A 15,514-nucleotide genomic window follows, 5' to 3' on the forward strand; every position below is an offset into this window, starting at 1 on the left:
GGCGCGCACGACATGAGCTTTCGCGCCCGCCTGCTGGCCGCCGAGCGGCTGAACGATTCGCTGCTGTGCGTGGGGCTGGACCCCGAGCCGTCCAAGTTCCCGGCGCCGTGGACCGGCGACGCGGCGCGCATCTTCGACTTCTGCGCCCGCATCGTCGATGCCACCAAGGACCTGGTGATCGCCTTCAAGCCGCAGATCGCCTACTTCGCCGCGCACCGGGCCGAAGACCAGCTGGAGCGGCTGATGGCGCACATCCGCCGCGTGGCGCCCGACGTGCCGGTGATCCTGGACGCCAAGCGCGGCGACATCGGCAGCACCGCCGAGCAGTACGCGCGCGAGGCCTTCGAGCGCTACCAGGCCGACGCGGTGACGCTGTCGCCCTTCATGGGCTTCGACTCGGTCGAGCCCTACCTGCGCTGGCCCGGCAAGGGCGCGATCCTGCTGTGCCGCACCTCCAATCCCGGCGGCGGCGACCTGCAGAACCAGCGGCTGGCCGACGTGGACGGCAGCCCGCGGCTGTACGAGCACCTGGCGCAGCTCGCGCAGGGGCCATGGAACACCAACGGCCAGCTCGGCCTGGTGGTGGGCGCGACCTTCCCCGAGGAGCTGGCGCGCGTGCGCACGCTGGCGCCGACGCTGCCGCTGCTGATCCCCGGCGTCGGCGCGCAGGGCGGCGACGCGGCGGCCACGGTGAAGGCGGCCTGGCGCGGCGACAAGGCGGCGACGAGCGCGCCGATCATCGTGAACTCCTCGCGCGCGGTGCTGTACGCCGGCGGCGACGCCGAGTTCGCGAGCGCGGCGCGCCAGGTGGCGCTGGCCACGCGGGCAGCGCTGAACGCGGCGCGCTGAGGAAGCAGCAGCCCCCTCACCGAGCGCCTCTCAGCCCCGCAAGGGCAACACCCGCCGCCGCACCCCGGTCAACACGAACAGCGCATTCGCCACCGCCGGCGCGATCGGCGGCGTGCCGGGCTCGCCGACCCCGCCGGGGGGGTGCTCGCTGGCCATGAGGTAGGTCTCGATCCGCGGCGACTCGGCCAGCGTCAGCAGCGGCTGCTCGGGAAAATTCTTCTGCTGCACCACGCCGGCCACGATGTCGATGCCGCCATGCAGCGCCGCCGTCAGGCCGAACACGATGCCGCCCTCCATCTGCTGCCGCGCGATGCCGGGGTTGACCACGGTGCCGCAATCGACGGCGCAGACCACGCGGTGCACGCGCGGCACGCCGTCGGCCGCCAGCGACACCTCGGCCACCTGCGCGACGATGGAGCCGAAGCTCTCGTGCAGCGCGACACCGCGCGCCCGGCCGGACGGCAGCGGGCTTCCCCAACCGGCCTGCACGGCCGCGAGCTGCAGCACCGCCGCATGGCGCGGGCTGTCGGCCAGCAGCGCGAGCCGGTAGGCCACCGGGTTCTGCTGCGCCGCGTGCGCCAGCTCGTCGATGAAGCTCTCGATGAAGAAGGCATTGTGCGAATGGCCGACCGAGCGCCAGTAGCCGACCGGCACGCCGCTGCGCGTGGCGACGTGCGCGATGCGCTGGTGCGCGATGGCATAGGGCTGGTCGAACAGGCCCTCGGCGGTGGTCTTGTCGGGCAGGTCGACCGGGCCGGCCAGCCACGGCAGGCCGCGCTCCATCCAGCGCGGCGTGATGGCGTCGCCGGCGCTCGCGATGCGCAACGACAGCGGCCGGCCATCGGCTCCCAGCACCGCCTTCAGCGCCGCGGCCGCGGCCGGGCGGTAGTAGTCGTGCGTGGTGTCCTCCTCGCGCGACCACAGCAGCTGCACCGGCCGGCCGCCGGTCTCCTGCGCCACCGCGACGGCCTGCGCCACGAAGTCGGCATCGAGCCGGCGGCCGAAGCCGCCGCCCAGCAGCGTGACGTGCAGCGTCACCACGCTCTCGTCGACGCCGGCGGCGCGCGCCGCATGTGCGCGGGCGATGCCGGGCACCTGGGTCGGCGCCCACACGGTGACGTGGCCGTCGCGGACCTGCGCGGTGCAGTTGATCGGTTCGAGCGCGGCGTGCGCGAGGTAGGGCGCGCGGTAGAGCGCCTCGACGACCCGCGCGCCGGCCTCGCGCTCGGCCGCCGCCGCGTCGCCGCCACTGCGGTAGTAGGCGAGGCCGCCGTCCTGTGCGAGCGCGTCGCGCGCCGTGGCCTCCAGCGATGCGGCGATGGCCTTCGAATCGACCGTGCCGGCCGGCGGTGGTGCCCAGTCGATCGCCAGCGCCTCCACCGCCTGGCGCGCATGCCAGCTGCTGCGCGCCACCACGGCGACGCCGGCGGTCGCGCCGGCCCGCGGCGGCAGGCGCACCAGCCGCTGCACGCCGGGGCGGCGCAGCACCTCGTCCTCGTTGCCGACGCGCTGCGGCGCGCCGCCGAGCACCGGGCACATGCGCACCGCGGCGAACAGCAGGCCCTCGGGCCGAACGTCGAGGCCGTAGACCGCGCTGCCGTTGCTCTTGGCGACGACGTCGGTGCGCGGTGTGTCGCGGCCGATCAGCGTCCAGGCGGCGCGCGGCTTCAGCGTCACATCACCGGCCGGCGTGCCGGCGGCCGCGGTGGCGAGTTCGCCGAAGTGCGCACGCTTGCCGGAGGCGTGCGACACGACGCCGCCGTGCACCACGATCTCCTCCTTGGGCAGGCGCCAGCGCAGCGAGGCGGCACCGACCAGCTGGGCCCGCACGGTAGCCGCGGCCAGCCGCAGCGGCTCCCAGGCGTCGACGATGCTGGTCGACGCCCCCGTCATGTTGATGCCGAGCTCGCGCGCCAGCTTGGCGACGACCCACTCGCCGCCCTTCACGGCCGCCGTCCTGCGGCCCGGCTCGCTGTCGCGCGGGTGGAAGGGCAGCGACGCGACGAAGGTGGCCACGTTGCCGTAGACCGCGTCGGCGCCGGCTTGCACCAGGCGCACGCGGTCGAGGCCGATGTCGAGCTCCTCGGCCACCAGCATCGGCAGCGCGGTGTGCACGCCCTGGCCCATCTCGCTGCGGTTCATCGCCAGCGCCACGCCGCCGTCGGCGGCGATCTTGATCCAGCCGTTGAACGCCACCTCGCCGGCCTGCAGCGCCAGCAGCGCGCGATCGCCCAGCCGCGAGCGCGGCGGCAGCAGCGCCCAGCCGAGCAGCAGGCCGCCACCGGTGGCCGCCGCGCCGAGCAGCAGCGTGCGGCGCTTCATGGCGCGGGCTTCGATGGCGGCGGCGCCACGCGTGGCGCGGCCGGCGGGGCCAGCGCGGCCGCGGCACTGTGGATGGCGGCCCGCACGCGCGGGTAGGTGCCGCAGCGGCAGAGGTTGGTGATGGCCGCGTCGATGTCGGCATCGCTCGGCTTGGGCTGGCGTTCGAGCAGCGCCGCGGCGGCCATCAGCAGGCCGCTCTGGCAGTAGCCGCACTGCGGCACCTGGTGCTGCACCCAGGCGCGCTGCAACGCATGCGGCCGCTCGGCGCTGCCCAGGCCCTCGATGGTCTGGACCGCCTTGCCGCCGACGGCAGACAGCGGCGTGACGCAGGACCGCGCAGGCACGCCGTCGACGCGCACGGTGCAGGCGCCGCAGGCGCCGATGCCGCAACCGTACTTGCTGCCGGTGAGCTGCAGCACATCGCGCAGCACCCACAGCAGCGGCATCGCCGGATCGACGGCGTCGTCGGGCAGCGGCACGAAGCGGCCATTGATCAGCAGATCCATCGTGCGGTGGTCCTCTTCAGGCGTCGAGCGCCTGTCCGTCCTGGAACACCCGGAGCTCGCCGGGCGCGAAAGCCTGCCAGTCCTCGTCGGCCGTCAGCGGCTCGGTGACGACGACCGCGACGCGGTCGTTCGGCGTGGTGTGCTCGGCGAAGTTCACCGTCAGGTCCTGGTCCTGCAGCCGCGCGTGGCGGAACGGGTGCTGGCGCACCAGCCAGTGCAGCCGCGTCGCACCGTGCGCCCACAGCGCGTCGCCGTTGCTGAGCAGGAAGTTGAAGCTGCCGTGGCGCGCGACCGGCGCGGCCAGCTCGCGCAGCGTCTCGGTCAGGTCGCGCACGCTCGGCACCGACGCATGGTTCTTCGCCAGCTCCTGCAGCAGCCAGCAGAAGGCGCGCTCGCTGTCGGTGTCGCCGACCGGATGGAAGGCGGCGTGCAGCTTGGGGTGGAAGTCCTTCAGGTCGCCGTTGTGCGCGAACACCCAGTAGCGACCCCACAGCTCGCGCACGAAGGGGTGGGTGTTCTGCAGCGCCACGCCGCCCTGCGTGGCCTTGCGGATGTGCGAGATGACGTGCCGGCTGCGGATCGGGTAGCGGCGGACCATCTCGGCCACCGGCGAATCGCTGGCGCTGTGGTGGTCGACGAAGCAGCGCACGCCGGGGCCTTCGAAGAAGGCGATGCCGAAGCCGTCCTTGTGCTCGACCGCGCGCGTCGCGAAGCCGGTGAAGCTGAACACGATGTCGGTCGGCGTGTTGCCGTTCATGCCGAGCAGCTGGCACATGGGATGCGGAGGGAGGATGGAGTGGAGACGCGGACGGACAGTATCAGCCTCTGACGCCGCCGCGGCCACGGCCGCACCCGTTCGCGGGCCGCCGTGCAACAAATCGCTTCGGCGTGCAAGGCCATGCACAGCCGGCACCGAAAGCGCCGCTGCATGGCAGACTCGATCGAAGCGGCGCGCCTGCAGCCGCGGAGCCCTCCCCGATGACCGATGTGTCCGATCTGCCGCTGAAGCCCGCCGATGCCGGCCTGCCGACGCCGACGCCGCGCGTGACGCGCAGCTACCGCTGCCGCTGCGGCCGGCCGGTGTTCTTCCGCAACAGCCTGTGCCACGGCTGCGGCGCCGCGCTGGGCTACGAAGCGCTGCGCGGTCAGATGCTGGCCCTCGATCCCGGCCCCGAGGAGAACACCTGGCACGTGGACGGCGACGCGCAGACCCTGTACCGGCGCTGCGGCAACTTCGACACCATCGCCGGCTGCAACTGGCTGGTGCCGGCCTCGGCCGACGGCAGCTTCCAGCCGCTGTGCCAGGCCTGCCGGCTCAACCGCACCATCCCCGACCTGACGCAACCCGACCACGCCGAGCTGTGGCGCCGCATCGAGTTGGCCAAGCGGCGGCTGGTGTCGCAGCTGATCTCGCTGGGCCTGCCGGTCGCCTCGCGCGTGGCCGGCGACGACCAGGACGCCGAGCGCGGCCTGATGTTCGACGTGCTGGCCCCGCTGCCGGGTGCGCCCGCGGTGATGACGGGACATGCCTGCGGCTTGATCACGCTGAACCTCAACGAGGCCGACGACGCGGTGCGCGAACGCATCCGCGCCGCGATGCGCGAACCCTACCGCACGCTGCTGGGGCACTTCCGCCACGAGGTGGGCCACTACTACTGGGACCGGCTGGTGGCCGGCACCCCCTGGCTGGAAGGCTTCCGCGAGCTGTTCGGCGACGAGCGCGACGACTACGCGGCCGCGCTACAGCGCCACTATGCCAACGGCCCGGCGCCGGACTGGGCCCAGCGCCACGTGAGCAGCTACGCGAGCACCCACCCGTGGGAGGATTGGGCGGAGACCTGGGCGCACTACCTGCACGTGGTCGACACGCACGACACCGCGCTCAGCTTCGGCCTGGACGCACGTGCGGTGGCGATCGAGATCGAGCCCTTCGAGACCGACGTGCTGTGGCGCCCCGACGACCCCGGCGCCGCCCGCTTCGTGAGCTTCGTCAACGAGTGGGTCGCGCTGACCAGCGTGCTCAACGAGCTGTCGCGCAGCATGGGCCAGCACGACTTCTACCCCTTCGTGCTGCCGCGGCCGGTGGTGGCCAAGTTGCAATTCATGCACCTGGTGGTGCAGGCCGCCGCCGCCGAGCCGGACCGCGCAGCCCCGGCTGCGGCGGTTGATGCCGATGCCGATGCTGCCGAGGTGCCGGAGGCGCCCGCCGTCAGTGCAGCACCAGCGGCTGCTGCATCAGCGCCGCGTAGCGGCTGACATAGGCGTCGATCTCCTCTTCGGACGGCGAGGTCTCGATCAACGCGTCCACGCCCTCGCGGAAGCTCGCGGCCAGCGCACCCTCGAGGAAGATTTCCTTGCGCGCGAACTTGTCGACGATCTCGTAGCCGCCCCGCGTCAGCCCGGGCACGCCTTCGCGGACATCCGGCTCCTCGGACGCCACCTCGAACTGCACCACGGCAAAGCTGTCGGAGTTGTAGAGCATCTGCATGGACTTCCCCTTTGAGAGCCAGGTGGTGAGGCAGACGCAAATTTCAAGCCAGAGTCCACCTTGCTTGCAAGGTTCGATTCAATTCAAGCGCAGCAGTTCAAACGCGTCGCTGCTGCCGTCGGTGAGGCGGGCGCGCACCGGCAGGTACTGGCGGGCCGGGTCGAGCCAGAACTCGGCGCGCGTGTCCTGCGGGCCCTCGGGCTCGCGCAGGAAGCGCAGCGCGCGCACGCTGCCGCCCGGCGTGTCGACTGCCTGCAGGCCCTCGAAGCGCAACGACCAGACGTGTGAGTCGCCGCGCGCCCCGATCACCCGGATCAGGAAGTGTTCGCCAGCCGGCGGCGGCTTGGCCCAGGCGTTGGCGATGGCCGCGAGCTGCAGCATCACGCTCAGGCGGTCCTGCACGCCGGGCGTCATCGGCTGCTCCGGGCTCTGCCCCGAGAAGCTGATCACCCCGGCGCCGCGCTGGAAGCTGGCTGCCTGCTCGGCACGACGCAGTCGCTTGTCGGTGTAGCGCTCCGGGGCCAGGCCGGCGGCGTCGAAGCCGCCGCGGCTGGTCTGCGTGATCAGCGTGCCGACGATCGGCACGCGGCCCTCGAGCCGCAGCACGTAGCCGCCGCCCTGTGGCCGCCAGTCGATCTCGCCGCTGCCGGTGATGGCACCCCGGCTGAGGCGGTAGTCGACCTTGGCCGCGGCCGGGATGCGGGTGCGGTAGGTCGGCGGCACAGCGTCGCCACCGGTGGCCGCCGCGGCCGGTGCGGTGGTCGCAGCCGCCAGCAGCAGGTCGTCGGGCAGTGCGGCGGACGCGGCATCTTCTGCCACCTGCACCGCCGAGGATTCGGCATCGGCCCTGGCGCGACGGCGGGGCGCAGCAGCCGGCGCCACGTCGACAGGCCGGAGGCCGGGCAGCGGCGGCGCGGCCCGTGCCGCCGCCAGTGCCTCGAGCGCGGGCAGCGACACGGTGGTGTCGGCGCTGGCCAGCAGCACGGACGGTGCGAGCGGCGCCACGGCCGGCGAACCGAGCGCCCAGACCGATCGCACCGGGCCGGTTGCGGCCGACGGCGCTTCGGGACGCGCGACCCCGAGGTCATCGAGCACCCAGACGTGCAGCAACAGCACCGCCGCACCCAGGCCGGCAAGCCCCAGCGCGCTGTGCCGCCTCATCGGCCGCGCCTCGCGGGCCGGGCCACCGTGGGCGCCCGGCCGTCGCTCGCGCTCCCGAATTCGCGCGACAGCGCGGCCGCCGCCGATTGCGCGGCCTTGTCGATCGCCCCGCCGGCCCGACCGTCGAAGGCCGTGCTCGGGCCGAGCGTGACCAGGCCCAGCGTGAGGCGGCCCGCGGCATCGAACACCGGGTGGCACAGGGTCGCGACGCCGCGCTGCAGATCGCCATCGGCCGTGCCGGCCCCGCGCGCGCGGACCGCCGCGGCCCAGGCGGCCCAACCGGACGCGGTGGCGAGCCGCGCCAGAGGGCGCGGCGGCCTGGCGCCGAGTTCGCTCGCCAGCAAGGGCGCGGTCTGCTCACGCGGCAACCAGGCGGCGAAACAGCGGCCGGTCGCGGAACTCGACAAGGGCATCACGCTTCCCAAACGCAGGCCGGCGGTGAGCGGCTGACACGAAGGGGTCTCGCAGTGCACGATGATGGGACCGCGCTCGCTCCACACGGCCAGCGCCGTCGTGTGGCCGATCGCCTCGCACAGGCGTGCCGCCGCCGCACGCGCGACCGCCAGCCCGTCGAGCCGCGCCAGGCTGGCGAGCCCGAGGCGCCGCGCCATCGGACCGAGGTCGTAGCGGCTGGTCGCCGGATCCTGCACCACGAGCCCGACGCGCTGGAAACTCACGAGATAGCGGTGGGCCTTGGCCGCGCTCATCGCACAGACGGCGGACAGATCGCGCAGCATCATCGCGTCGGGTGTGGCCGCCAGCGCGTCGAGCAGGGCATAGCCGACCTCGACCGACTGGATGCCGGCCCGCCCGGGCATCATGGCCGCCTGCTGCGACGACGAGGCCGCTTCGACCGCGGCGGAAGGAGAGCGCGTGGACACGACGGCAAATTTACAATGACGAAACCGATTCACTGTATCGAAATTTCGCCAACGGGGCTGCGGTCCCGCCGAGGAGCCCGACCCCGATGAAACTCGCCACCTACAAGGACGGCTCGCGCGATGGCCAGCTGGTCGTCGTCTCGCACGACCTGACCACGGCCCATTATGCGAGCGGCATCGCCAGCCGCCTGCAGCAGGTGCTCGACGACTGGAACTTCCTGTCGCCGCAGCTGCAGGACCTGTACGAGACGCTGAACCAGGGCAAGACGCGCCACGCCTTCGCGTTCGAGCCGGCGCAGTGCATGGCACCGCTGCCGCGCGCCTGCCAGTGGGCCGACGGTTCGGCCTACATCAACCACGTGGAGCTGGTGCGCAAGGCGCGCGGCGCCGAGGTGCCCGAGAGCTTCTACACCGACCCGCTGATGTACCAGGGCGGCAGCGACGACCTGCTCGGCCCGCGCGACGACATCGTCGTGCCGAGCGAGAAGATGGGCATCGACTTCGAGAGCGAGGTCGCGGTGATCACCGGCGACCTGCCGATGGGCGTGTCGCCCGAAGCGGCGATCGACGGCATCCGCCTGCTGATGCTGGCCAACGACGTGAGCCTGCGCCACCTCATTCCCGCCGAGCTGGCCAAGGGCTTCGGCTTCCTGCAGAGCAAGCCGGCCACCGCCTTCAGCCCGGTCGCCGTCACTCCCGACGAGCTGGGCGCCGCCTGGCAGGGCGGCCGCGTGCACCTCACGCTGCAGACCCAGTGGAACGGCAGGAAGGTCGGGCTGTGCGAGGCCGGGCCCGAGATGACCTTCCATTTCGGCCAGCTGATCGCCCACCTCGCGAAGACGCGCCGGGTGCGCGCCGGCAGCATCGTCGGCAGCGGCACGGTCAGCAACAAGGACTGGTCCAAGGGCTACAGCTGCATCGCCGAGAAGCGCGCGATCGAGACCCTCGAAGGCGGCGCGCCGGTCACCGAGTTCATGCAGTACGGCGACACGGTGCGCATCGAGATGAAGGGCAGCGACGGCCTGAGCGTGTTCGGTGCGATCGAGCAGACGGTGGCGGCGCCGGGCTGATGCATCCACGCCGCGCATGACCGAGTTCCCCCGCACGCTGAAGATCGCCACCGTCTGGCTGCTGCTGGGCCTGGCGGTCTTCCTCGGCTTTCGTGCGCTGGAGGCGCAGCAGCAGCGCTCGCGCTTCTCGCACGAGGGCGGCGTGATCGAGATCCGACGCGGCGACGACGGCCATTACCACTGGCCGGCACGGCTGAACGGCCGCGAGGTCGACTTCCTGGTCGACACCGGCGCCACGCGCAGCGCGATCTCGGCGGCACTGGCCGACGAGCTCAAGCTCGAGGCGATCGGCCGCGTCGACTCCAGCACCGCCGGCGGCATGGTGCGCGGCCACGTCGCGCGGGCCGACCTGGTGCTCGACGGCGGCGTGCGCGTCGAGCGCCTGCCGCTGGTGGTGCTGCCCGCGCTCGGCGACAAGCCTCTGCTCGGGATGGACGTGCTGGGCCGGCTGCGCTGGCAGCAGCAGGGCGGCGTGCTGCGCATCGAGGCTGGCCCCTGAGGTCGTCGTCGTTCGCTTCGAGGCGGGTTCTTGCCTAGCGCGAACCGCGCACAAGCGCGGCGCGGCGCCGCACAATGGCTGGCCGCACCGACCACAACAACAGGAGACCGCCGATGAATGCCGCCACCCCCGACTTCGCGAAAATGGTTCCGGGCTTCGACTTCCTGCAGGGCCTGGTCAAGAACGCCGGTTCGGTGCTGCCCAACATCGGCCAGTGGGTCGCGCCGACGCTGAACCCCGAGGAGCTGGAGAAGCGCATCGAGGAGTTGCGCACGGTGCAGTTCTGGCTCGAACAGAACGCGCGCATGCTGGGTGCCACGATCCAGGCGCTGGAAGTGCAGCGCATGACGCTGTCGACGCTGAAGACCATGAACGTGCAGGTGGCCGACCTGCGCGAGTCGCTGCGCATCAAGCTGCCCGATGACGAACCCGCCGCAGCCGCGGCGCCCGACGTCGAGGACGATGACGACGACGAGCCGGCCGAGACACCGGCCGCGAAGAAGCCTGCCGCATCGCGCGCGAAGGCCAAACCGGCCGCCGCGCCGGTGACCGGTATCGTCGACCCGACCCAGTGGTGGGGTGCGCTGACCAAGCAGTTCACGCAACTGGCCGCCAGCACCATGAAGGACGTGGCGTCCGACTCCGCGAAGCAGCTCGCGGGCAACCTGGTGAAGCAGAGCTTCGATGCCGCCGAGCAGACCATCAAGGTCGGCATGGCGCCGGCCCGCAAGGCGGCCGAGATGGCCGGCGGCGTGGCCAACCGTGCCGCTCGCGCGGCCGCCTCCGGCAAGTCGGCCACCAAGCCCGCGGCGGCGAAGAAGAAGGCCGCCCCGGCACGCAAGGCGGCGGCCCGCCGGCGCTGATTCTTCCCGCGCCGGACTCGATGCAAGCCTTCGCCCACGCCCACGCCACCCACCCCGACGCCCGGCTGGCCCTCGGGCTGGTGTGCGCGCAACTCGACGCCCAGCTCGCCGACCGCCCCGCGCCGACGCTGGGCTGGTGTTACCTGACCGACCACCACGCACCGGCCGCCGAGGCCCTGCTGGCCGAGTTGCGCGAGCGCTATCCGGGCACCGCCTGGGTCGGCAGCGTCGGCATCGGCATCTGCGCGAGCGGTGTCGAGTACTTCGACGAGCCCGGGCTCGCGGTGATGCTGGCGGCGATGCCGCGCGAACAGTTCCGCGTGTTCTCCGGGCGCCGGCCGCTGCAGGGCGACGCCGGTTTCCAGCCGCACACGGCGCTGGTGCACGCCGACCCGTCGACGCCCGAGCTGTCGGAGCTGGTCGGCGAGCTGAGCGAGCGGGTCGACAGCGGCTACCTGTTCGGCGGCCTCGGCTCGGCGCGCAACCGCGTGCTGACGATCGCCGCCCCCGGCGGCGCGGATGCCGGCGAGGGCGGCGTGTTCACCGGCGGCCTGTCGGGCGTGGCGTTCACCGCCGATGTGGCGATCGTCTCGCGCATCACCCAGGGCTGCCAGCCGGTGGGCCCGGTGCGGGCGATCACGCGGATCGAGCGCAACGTGGTCTACGAGCTCGACGACCGTCCCGCGCTCGACTGCCTGCTGGGCGATCTGGCCGTCGACGAGCAGGCGCCGCGCGAGGCGCTGCCCCGCATGCGCAGCACGCTGGTCGGGCTGAGCGACACCGCGGCGCCGCGGCCGGGCGAGTTCGTCACTGCGGCGCGCGGCCATGCCTTCGGCACCGAGACGCGGGTGCGCCACCTGATCGGCATCGACCCGCAGCGCCGCGGCATCGCGATCGCCGACACCGCACTCGCCGGCCAGCAACTCGCCTTCTGCCATCGCGACACCGACGCGGCCCGGCGCGACCTGGTGCGCATCGCCACCGAGATCCGCAGCGCGCTCGAACCCGACGACCTGCCGGACGGCGGCGCGGCCGTGACCGGTGGGCGACAGATCGTCGGCGCGCTCTACGTGAGCTGCACCGGCCGCGGCGGCCCGCACTTCGGCGCGCCGTCGGCCGAGCTGCAGCTGCTGCGCCATGCGCTCGGCGACGTGCCGCTGGTCGGCTTCTTCGCCGCGGGCGAGATCGGCCACCGCCATCTCTACGGCTACACCGGCGTGCTGACGGTGTTCACCGCGCCGGCGTGATGACATACATGCCAGAAGCGCTGCCGGGCCTCGCGGCCACCGCCACGGCTCGGGGAACCGGCGGACAACGGCGCGGTCTGACCGCCATGCGCGTCCTTCCGCTTCCGACCGTCGCGGGCCTGATGGCGCTGGCCCTGCACGCGTCGGCGCCTGCCCAGCCGACCCCGGCCGCCACGCCGGCGTCGGCGGCCTCGGCCGCAGCACCCGCGGCGCCTGCTGCGCGCGAGATCGTGCAGCAGCGCCTGCCCGACGGGCGCGTGATCTTCACCGACCGGCCGCAGCCGGGCGCGAAGACCGAACGCCGCTGGACCACGACGCCCGAAGACCCGGCCGAGGCCGACGCGCGCCGCGCCGCGTCGCAGCGCGAATCGGCCGCGGTCAGCGAACGCATCGGACGCCAGATCGAGCAGCAGCGAGAGCGCGACCAGGAGGTCGAGCTGGCCCGCGCGAAGGCGGCGCAGGCCGAGGCCGAGCGCGAGGCGGCCCGCGCACGCGTCGAGGCGGAAGCGCCGCCACCGGTGGTGGTGATCCCGCACCGGCCGGTGCGCCCGCGCCCGCCGCCGACGGTGCGCCCGCCCGAGCCCCGCCCACCGGAGCGGCCCGGCCCCAAGGTCCCGCCCCGTCCGGGCGCCACGCCGCCGCCGGGCACCTTGGTCGAGCACTGAAGACCCTCACCCCGGCCCTCTCCCGCAAAGCGGGAGAGGGCCGGGGGCCTTGCTCCCTCTCCACCGGCCACGGGGGAGAGGGCCGGGGTGAGGGGGTCGGGTCCAGCGCGCGCCACCCCCCTTCGCGACACGCCCATTGCCCTCGTCCGCGTCAAAACCGCCAGAACCCGAGCGCATGGCCGGCGGGGTCGCCAGCGCTTAAGCTCACGCGTTGAGTGCGGCCGTCGCCATCCGTGGGGATCGGCGGCCACGCCAGGAGACATCGATGAACGCACCCCTCGCCGCGACCGCGCTGCCTGCCGCCCTGTCCCGCGAAGAACGCAGCCGCCGCCAGGCCGAGGTCGTGGCCGCGCTGGCGCCGCTGTTGCCGGCCCATGCGCTGCTGTGGCATCGCGAGGACACCATCCCCTATGAGTGCGACGGCCTGACCGCCTACCGCGCGATGCCGCTGGTCGTCGCGCTGCCGGAGACCGAGGCCCAGGTCGCCGCGGTGCTGAAGGCCTGCCACCGCCTCGCGGTGCCAGTGGTGGCGCGCGGCGCCGGCACCGGCCTGTCGGGCGGCGCGATGCCGCACGAGCTGGGCGTGACGCTCTCGCTCGCCAAGTTCAACAGGATCCTGAAGGTCGATCCGCTCAGCCGCACCGCCGTCGTGCAGACCGGCGTGCGCAACGCGGCGATCAGCGAGGCAGCCTCGCCGCACGGCCTGTACTACGCGCCCGATCCGAGCAGCAAGATCGCCTGCACGATCGGCGGCAACGTGGCCGAGAACTCCGGCGGCATGCACTGCCTGAAGTACGGCCTGACGATCCACAACGTGCTGCGGGTGCGCGGATTCTCCGTCGAGGGCGAGCCGGTCGAGTTCGGCTCCGAGGCGCTCGACGCGCCGGGCCTGGACCTGCTGTCGGCGGTGATCGGCTCCGAGGGCATGCTCGCGGTGACGCTCGAGGTCACGGTGAAGCTGGTGCCCAAGCCGCTGCTGGCGCGCGCCATCCTGGCCAGCTTCGACGACGTGCGCAAGGCCGGCAACGCGGTGGCCGCGCTGATCGGCGCCGGCATCATCCCGGCCGGCCTGGAGATGATGGACAAGCCGATGACCGCCGCGGTCGAGGACTTCGTGCACGCCGGCTACGACCTCGACGCATACGCCATCCTGATCTGCGAGAGCGATGGCACGCCCGAGGAGGTGGAGGAGGAGATCGCGCGCATGGTGGCGGTGATGGAGGGCGCCGGCGCGACGCGCTTCGACATCAGCACCAGCGAGGCCGAACGGCTGAAGTTCTGGAGCGGGCGCATGAACGCCTTTCCGGCCAGCGGCCGCATCAGCCCCGACTACATGTGCATGGACTCGACCATCCCGCGCAAGAAGCTGGCCGAGATCTTGACCCGCATCACCGAGATGGAGACGAAGTACGGCCTGCGCTGCTGCAACGTCTTCCATGCCGGCGACGGCAACCTGCACCCGCTGATCCTGTTCGACGCCAACGACCCCGACCAGCTGCACCGTGCCGAGCTGTTCGGCGCCGACATCCTGGAGACCAGCGTGATGCTCGGTGGCACCGTGACCGGCGAACACGGCGTGGGCATCGAGAAGCTCAGCTCGATGTGCGTGCAGTTCACGCCGGCCGAGCGCGAGCAGATGCTGGGCCTCAAGCGCGCCTTCGACGCGGCCGGCCTGCTGAACCCCGGCAAGGTGATCCCGACGCTGCACCGCTGCGCCGAGTACGGAAAGATGCACGTGAAGAAGGGCCTGCTGCCCTTCCCCGACCTGCCGCGGTTCTGACGCCGGCCTGTCCTCCATTCGTTCGAGAAGAAGAGCCACGACGATGACCCCTCCCGACGACGACCCCGCATTGCGCGCGCTCGTGGAACGCGTGCGCGCCGCGCAGGCCGACGGCAGCGCGCTCGAGATCGCCGGCCACGGCTCCAAGGCCTTCTACGGCGGCCCGCGCCACGGCGAGGCGCTGTACACCACCGGGCTCACCGGCATCTCCAGCTACGAGCCCACCGAGCTGGTGGTGAGCGCGCGCGCCGGCACGCCGATCGCCGAGCTGGAGGCGGCACTCGCCGAGCAGGGCCAGTGCCTGCCATTCGAGCCGCCGCGCTTTCGCATCGGCTCGGTCGCCAAGGGCACGGTGGGCGGGCTGGTCGCGGCCGGCCTGAGCGGGCCCAGTCGCGCCAGCGTGGGCGCGGTGCGCGACCACGTGCTCGGCGCCACGCTGCTGAACGGTCGCGCCGAGGTGCTGAGCTTCGGCGGCCAGGTGATGAAGAACGTGGCCGGCTACGACGTGTCGCGCCTGCTGTGCGGCTCGATGGGCGTGCTGGGCATCGTGCTCGAGGTGTCGCTGAAGGTGCTGCCGGTGCAGCCGGCCACGGCCACGCTGCGCTTCGAGCTCGACGAGGCCGCGGCGCTGGCGCAGCTCAACGCCTGGGGCGGCCAGCCGTTGCCGATCAGCGCCAGCGCGTGGTGGTCCGGCATGCTGCTGCTGCGGCTGCGCGGCGCACGCGCCGCGGTCAACGCCGCCGTCGACACCCTGCTCACCAAGCACCGCGGCGAGGGCGTCGACGACGGCATGGCCACGCCGTTCTGGGACGGCCTGCGCGACCACGAGGACGAGTTCTTCATCAAGGCCCGCACCGCGGTCGAGTCGAACACCGGCGCCGCCCTGTGGCGCCTGTCGGTGCCGCAGACCGCCGCGCCGGTCTCGCTGCCCGGCGAGCAGCTGATCGAATGGGGCGGCGCGCAGCGCTGGTGGTGCACCGCCGCCAGTGCGGCCACGGTCCGCGAAGCGGCCCAGCGCGCCGGCGGCCACGCCACGCTGTTCCGCGGCGGCGACAAGGCGGCCGGCGTGTTCACGCCGCTGAGTGCGCCGCTGACACGCATCCAGCGCGAGCTCAAGCGCGAGTTCGACCCGGCCGGCGTGTTCAACCGCGGCCGCCTCTACCCCGATCTGTGAGCTGACCCC

Annotated in this window: 15 protein-coding genes; 9 read left to right on the top strand and 6 right to left on the bottom strand. The window is 72.9% G+C overall.

Translation table 11 applies throughout. The features are described 5' to 3' along the window. The first annotated feature begins 12 nt into the window (after positions 1-12). A complete protein-coding gene (gene pyrF / locus ASC67_RS09835) occupies positions 13-849 on the top strand; it encodes an orotidine-5'-phosphate decarboxylase (RefSeq protein WP_056318848.1) in 837 nt (278 codons plus the stop codon). A gap of 30 nt (positions 850-879) precedes the next feature. Here pyrF and ASC67_RS09840 read toward each other — a convergent pair whose 3' ends face one another. The 3 genes from ASC67_RS09840 to ASC67_RS09850 are packed head-to-tail and all read right to left on the bottom strand — an operon-like array spanning position 880 to position 4,452. After that, positions 880-3,171 carry a molybdopterin cofactor-binding domain-containing protein gene (locus ASC67_RS09840; RefSeq protein WP_056318849.1) on the bottom strand — a complete coding sequence of 764 codons (2,292 nt, stop codon included), beginning with the start codon at positions 3,169-3,171 and terminating at the stop codon, positions 880-882. Continuing rightward, positions 3,168-3,677 carry a (2Fe-2S)-binding protein gene (locus ASC67_RS09845; RefSeq protein WP_056318850.1) on the bottom strand — a complete coding sequence of 170 codons (510 nt, stop codon included), beginning with the start codon at positions 3,675-3,677 and terminating at the stop codon, positions 3,168-3,170. The genes ASC67_RS09840 and ASC67_RS09845 overlap by 4 nt, the downstream gene beginning before the upstream one ends. A 16-nt stretch (positions 3,678-3,693) precedes the next feature. Then, positions 3,694-4,452, bottom strand: a complete 759-nt coding sequence (locus tag ASC67_RS09850) for a class II glutamine amidotransferase (RefSeq protein WP_056318851.1) — start codon at positions 4,450-4,452, stop codon at positions 3,694-3,696. Positions 4,453-4,655: 203 nt separating this feature from the next. Here ASC67_RS09850 and ASC67_RS09855 point away from each other — a divergent pair, with 203 nt between their 5' ends. Next, positions 4,656-5,933, top strand: a complete 1,278-nt coding sequence (locus ASC67_RS09855) for a putative zinc-binding metallopeptidase (RefSeq protein WP_056318856.1) — start codon at positions 4,656-4,658, stop codon at positions 5,931-5,933. Here the strand turns inward: ASC67_RS09855 and ASC67_RS09860 are convergent. The 3 genes from ASC67_RS09860 to ASC67_RS09870 form a co-directional block, all read right to left on the bottom strand. After that, entirely contained in the window at positions 5,887-6,165 is a 279-nt protein-coding gene (locus ASC67_RS09860; RefSeq protein ID WP_056318863.1) for a DUF3567 domain-containing protein, read from the bottom strand. The two genes, ASC67_RS09855 and ASC67_RS09860, sit on opposite strands and share 47 nt — an antisense overlap. A 78-nt stretch (positions 6,166-6,243) precedes the next feature. Further along, entirely contained in the window at positions 6,244-7,326 is a 1,083-nt protein-coding gene (locus ASC67_RS09865; protein ID WP_056318866.1) for a DUF3108 domain-containing protein, read from the bottom strand. After that, complete coding sequence (locus ASC67_RS09870; RefSeq protein WP_056318870.1) at positions 7,323-8,147, bottom strand: IclR family transcriptional regulator; 825 nt, start codon at positions 8,145-8,147, stop codon at positions 7,323-7,325. The genes ASC67_RS09865 and ASC67_RS09870 overlap by 4 nt, the downstream gene beginning before the upstream one ends. Positions 8,148-8,293: 146 nt before the next feature. On the opposite strand from ASC67_RS09870, the gene ASC67_RS09875 reads away from it, so the two are divergent. From ASC67_RS09875 to glcE, 7 genes are all read left to right on the top strand, one after another. Beyond that, on the top strand, positions 8,294-9,277 hold the full coding sequence (locus ASC67_RS09875) for a fumarylacetoacetate hydrolase family protein (RefSeq protein WP_056318873.1): 984 nt from the start codon (positions 8,294-8,296) through the stop codon (positions 9,275-9,277). A 16-nt stretch (positions 9,278-9,293) separates the two neighbouring features. Beyond that, positions 9,294-9,776, top strand: a complete 483-nt coding sequence (locus ASC67_RS09880; RefSeq protein ID WP_056318878.1) for a TIGR02281 family clan AA aspartic protease — start codon at positions 9,294-9,296, stop codon at positions 9,774-9,776. Between the two features lie 113 nt (positions 9,777-9,889). Next, complete coding sequence (locus ASC67_RS09885; protein WP_056318882.1) at positions 9,890-10,639, top strand: PhaM family polyhydroxyalkanoate granule multifunctional regulatory protein; 750 nt, start codon at positions 9,890-9,892, stop codon at positions 10,637-10,639. 20 nt (positions 10,640-10,659) lie between these two features. Next, entirely contained in the window at positions 10,660-11,886 is a 1,227-nt protein-coding gene (locus tag ASC67_RS09890; protein ID WP_056318887.1) for an FIST N-terminal domain-containing protein, read from the top strand. An 86-nt stretch (positions 11,887-11,972) separates the two neighbouring features. Further along, positions 11,973-12,551: a hypothetical protein gene (locus ASC67_RS09895; RefSeq protein ID WP_056318890.1), complete on the top strand. Its 579-nt coding sequence runs from the start codon at positions 11,973-11,975 to the stop codon at positions 12,549-12,551. 265 nt (positions 12,552-12,816) lie between these two features. Further along, positions 12,817-14,331 (top strand): FAD-linked oxidase C-terminal domain-containing protein, encoded by a 1,515-nt coding sequence (locus ASC67_RS09900; RefSeq protein WP_056318893.1) that lies wholly within the window; start codon positions 12,817-12,819, stop codon positions 14,329-14,331. Positions 14,332-14,374: 43 nt separating this feature from the next. Then, the gene (gene glcE, locus ASC67_RS09905) at positions 14,375-15,505 is read left to right on the top strand and encodes a glycolate oxidase subunit GlcE (protein WP_056318898.1); all 1,131 of its coding nucleotides are present in this window, start codon (positions 14,375-14,377) and stop codon (positions 15,503-15,505) included. Positions 15,506-15,514 lie beyond the last annotated feature (9 nt).

It is taken from the genome of Methylibium sp. Root1272 (assembly GCF_001425905.1).
Taxonomy (GTDB): Bacteria; Pseudomonadota; Gammaproteobacteria; order Burkholderiales; family Burkholderiaceae_C; genus Methylibium.

Excerpts from the sequence above, each read along its gene's own strand:
- pyrF (WP_056318848.1), top strand. The coding sequence starts at position 13 with ATGAGCTTTCGCGCCCGCCTGCTGGCCGCCGAGCGGCTGAACGATTCG.
- ASC67_RS09840 (WP_056318849.1), bottom strand. The coding sequence starts at position 3,171 with ATGAAGCGCCGCACGCTGCTGCTCGGCGCGGCGGCCACCGGTGGCGGC.
- ASC67_RS09845 (WP_056318850.1), bottom strand. The coding sequence starts at position 3,677 with ATGGATCTGCTGATCAATGGCCGCTTCGTGCCGCTGCCCGACGACGCC.
- ASC67_RS09850 (WP_056318851.1), bottom strand. The coding sequence starts at position 4,452 with ATGTGCCAGCTGCTCGGCATGAACGGCAACACGCCGACCGACATCGTG.
- ASC67_RS09855 (WP_056318856.1), top strand. The coding sequence starts at position 4,656 with ATGACCGATGTGTCCGATCTGCCGCTGAAGCCCGCCGATGCCGGCCTG.
- ASC67_RS09860 (WP_056318863.1), bottom strand. The coding sequence starts at position 6,165 with ATGCAGATGCTCTACAACTCCGACAGCTTTGCCGTGGTGCAGTTCGAG.
- ASC67_RS09865 (WP_056318866.1), bottom strand. The coding sequence starts at position 7,326 with ATGAGGCGGCACAGCGCGCTGGGGCTTGCCGGCCTGGGTGCGGCGGTG.
- ASC67_RS09870 (WP_056318870.1), bottom strand. The coding sequence starts at position 8,147 with ATGATGCCCGGGCGGGCCGGCATCCAGTCGGTCGAGGTCGGCTATGCC.
- ASC67_RS09875 (WP_056318873.1), top strand. The coding sequence starts at position 8,294 with ATGAAACTCGCCACCTACAAGGACGGCTCGCGCGATGGCCAGCTGGTC.
- ASC67_RS09880 (WP_056318878.1), top strand. The coding sequence starts at position 9,294 with ATGACCGAGTTCCCCCGCACGCTGAAGATCGCCACCGTCTGGCTGCTG.
- ASC67_RS09885 (WP_056318882.1), top strand. The coding sequence starts at position 9,890 with ATGAATGCCGCCACCCCCGACTTCGCGAAAATGGTTCCGGGCTTCGAC.
- ASC67_RS09890 (WP_056318887.1), top strand. The coding sequence starts at position 10,660 with ATGCAAGCCTTCGCCCACGCCCACGCCACCCACCCCGACGCCCGGCTG.
- ASC67_RS09895 (WP_056318890.1), top strand. The coding sequence starts at position 11,973 with ATGCGCGTCCTTCCGCTTCCGACCGTCGCGGGCCTGATGGCGCTGGCC.
- ASC67_RS09900 (WP_056318893.1), top strand. The coding sequence starts at position 12,817 with ATGAACGCACCCCTCGCCGCGACCGCGCTGCCTGCCGCCCTGTCCCGC.
- glcE (WP_056318898.1), top strand. The coding sequence starts at position 14,375 with ATGACCCCTCCCGACGACGACCCCGCATTGCGCGCGCTCGTGGAACGC.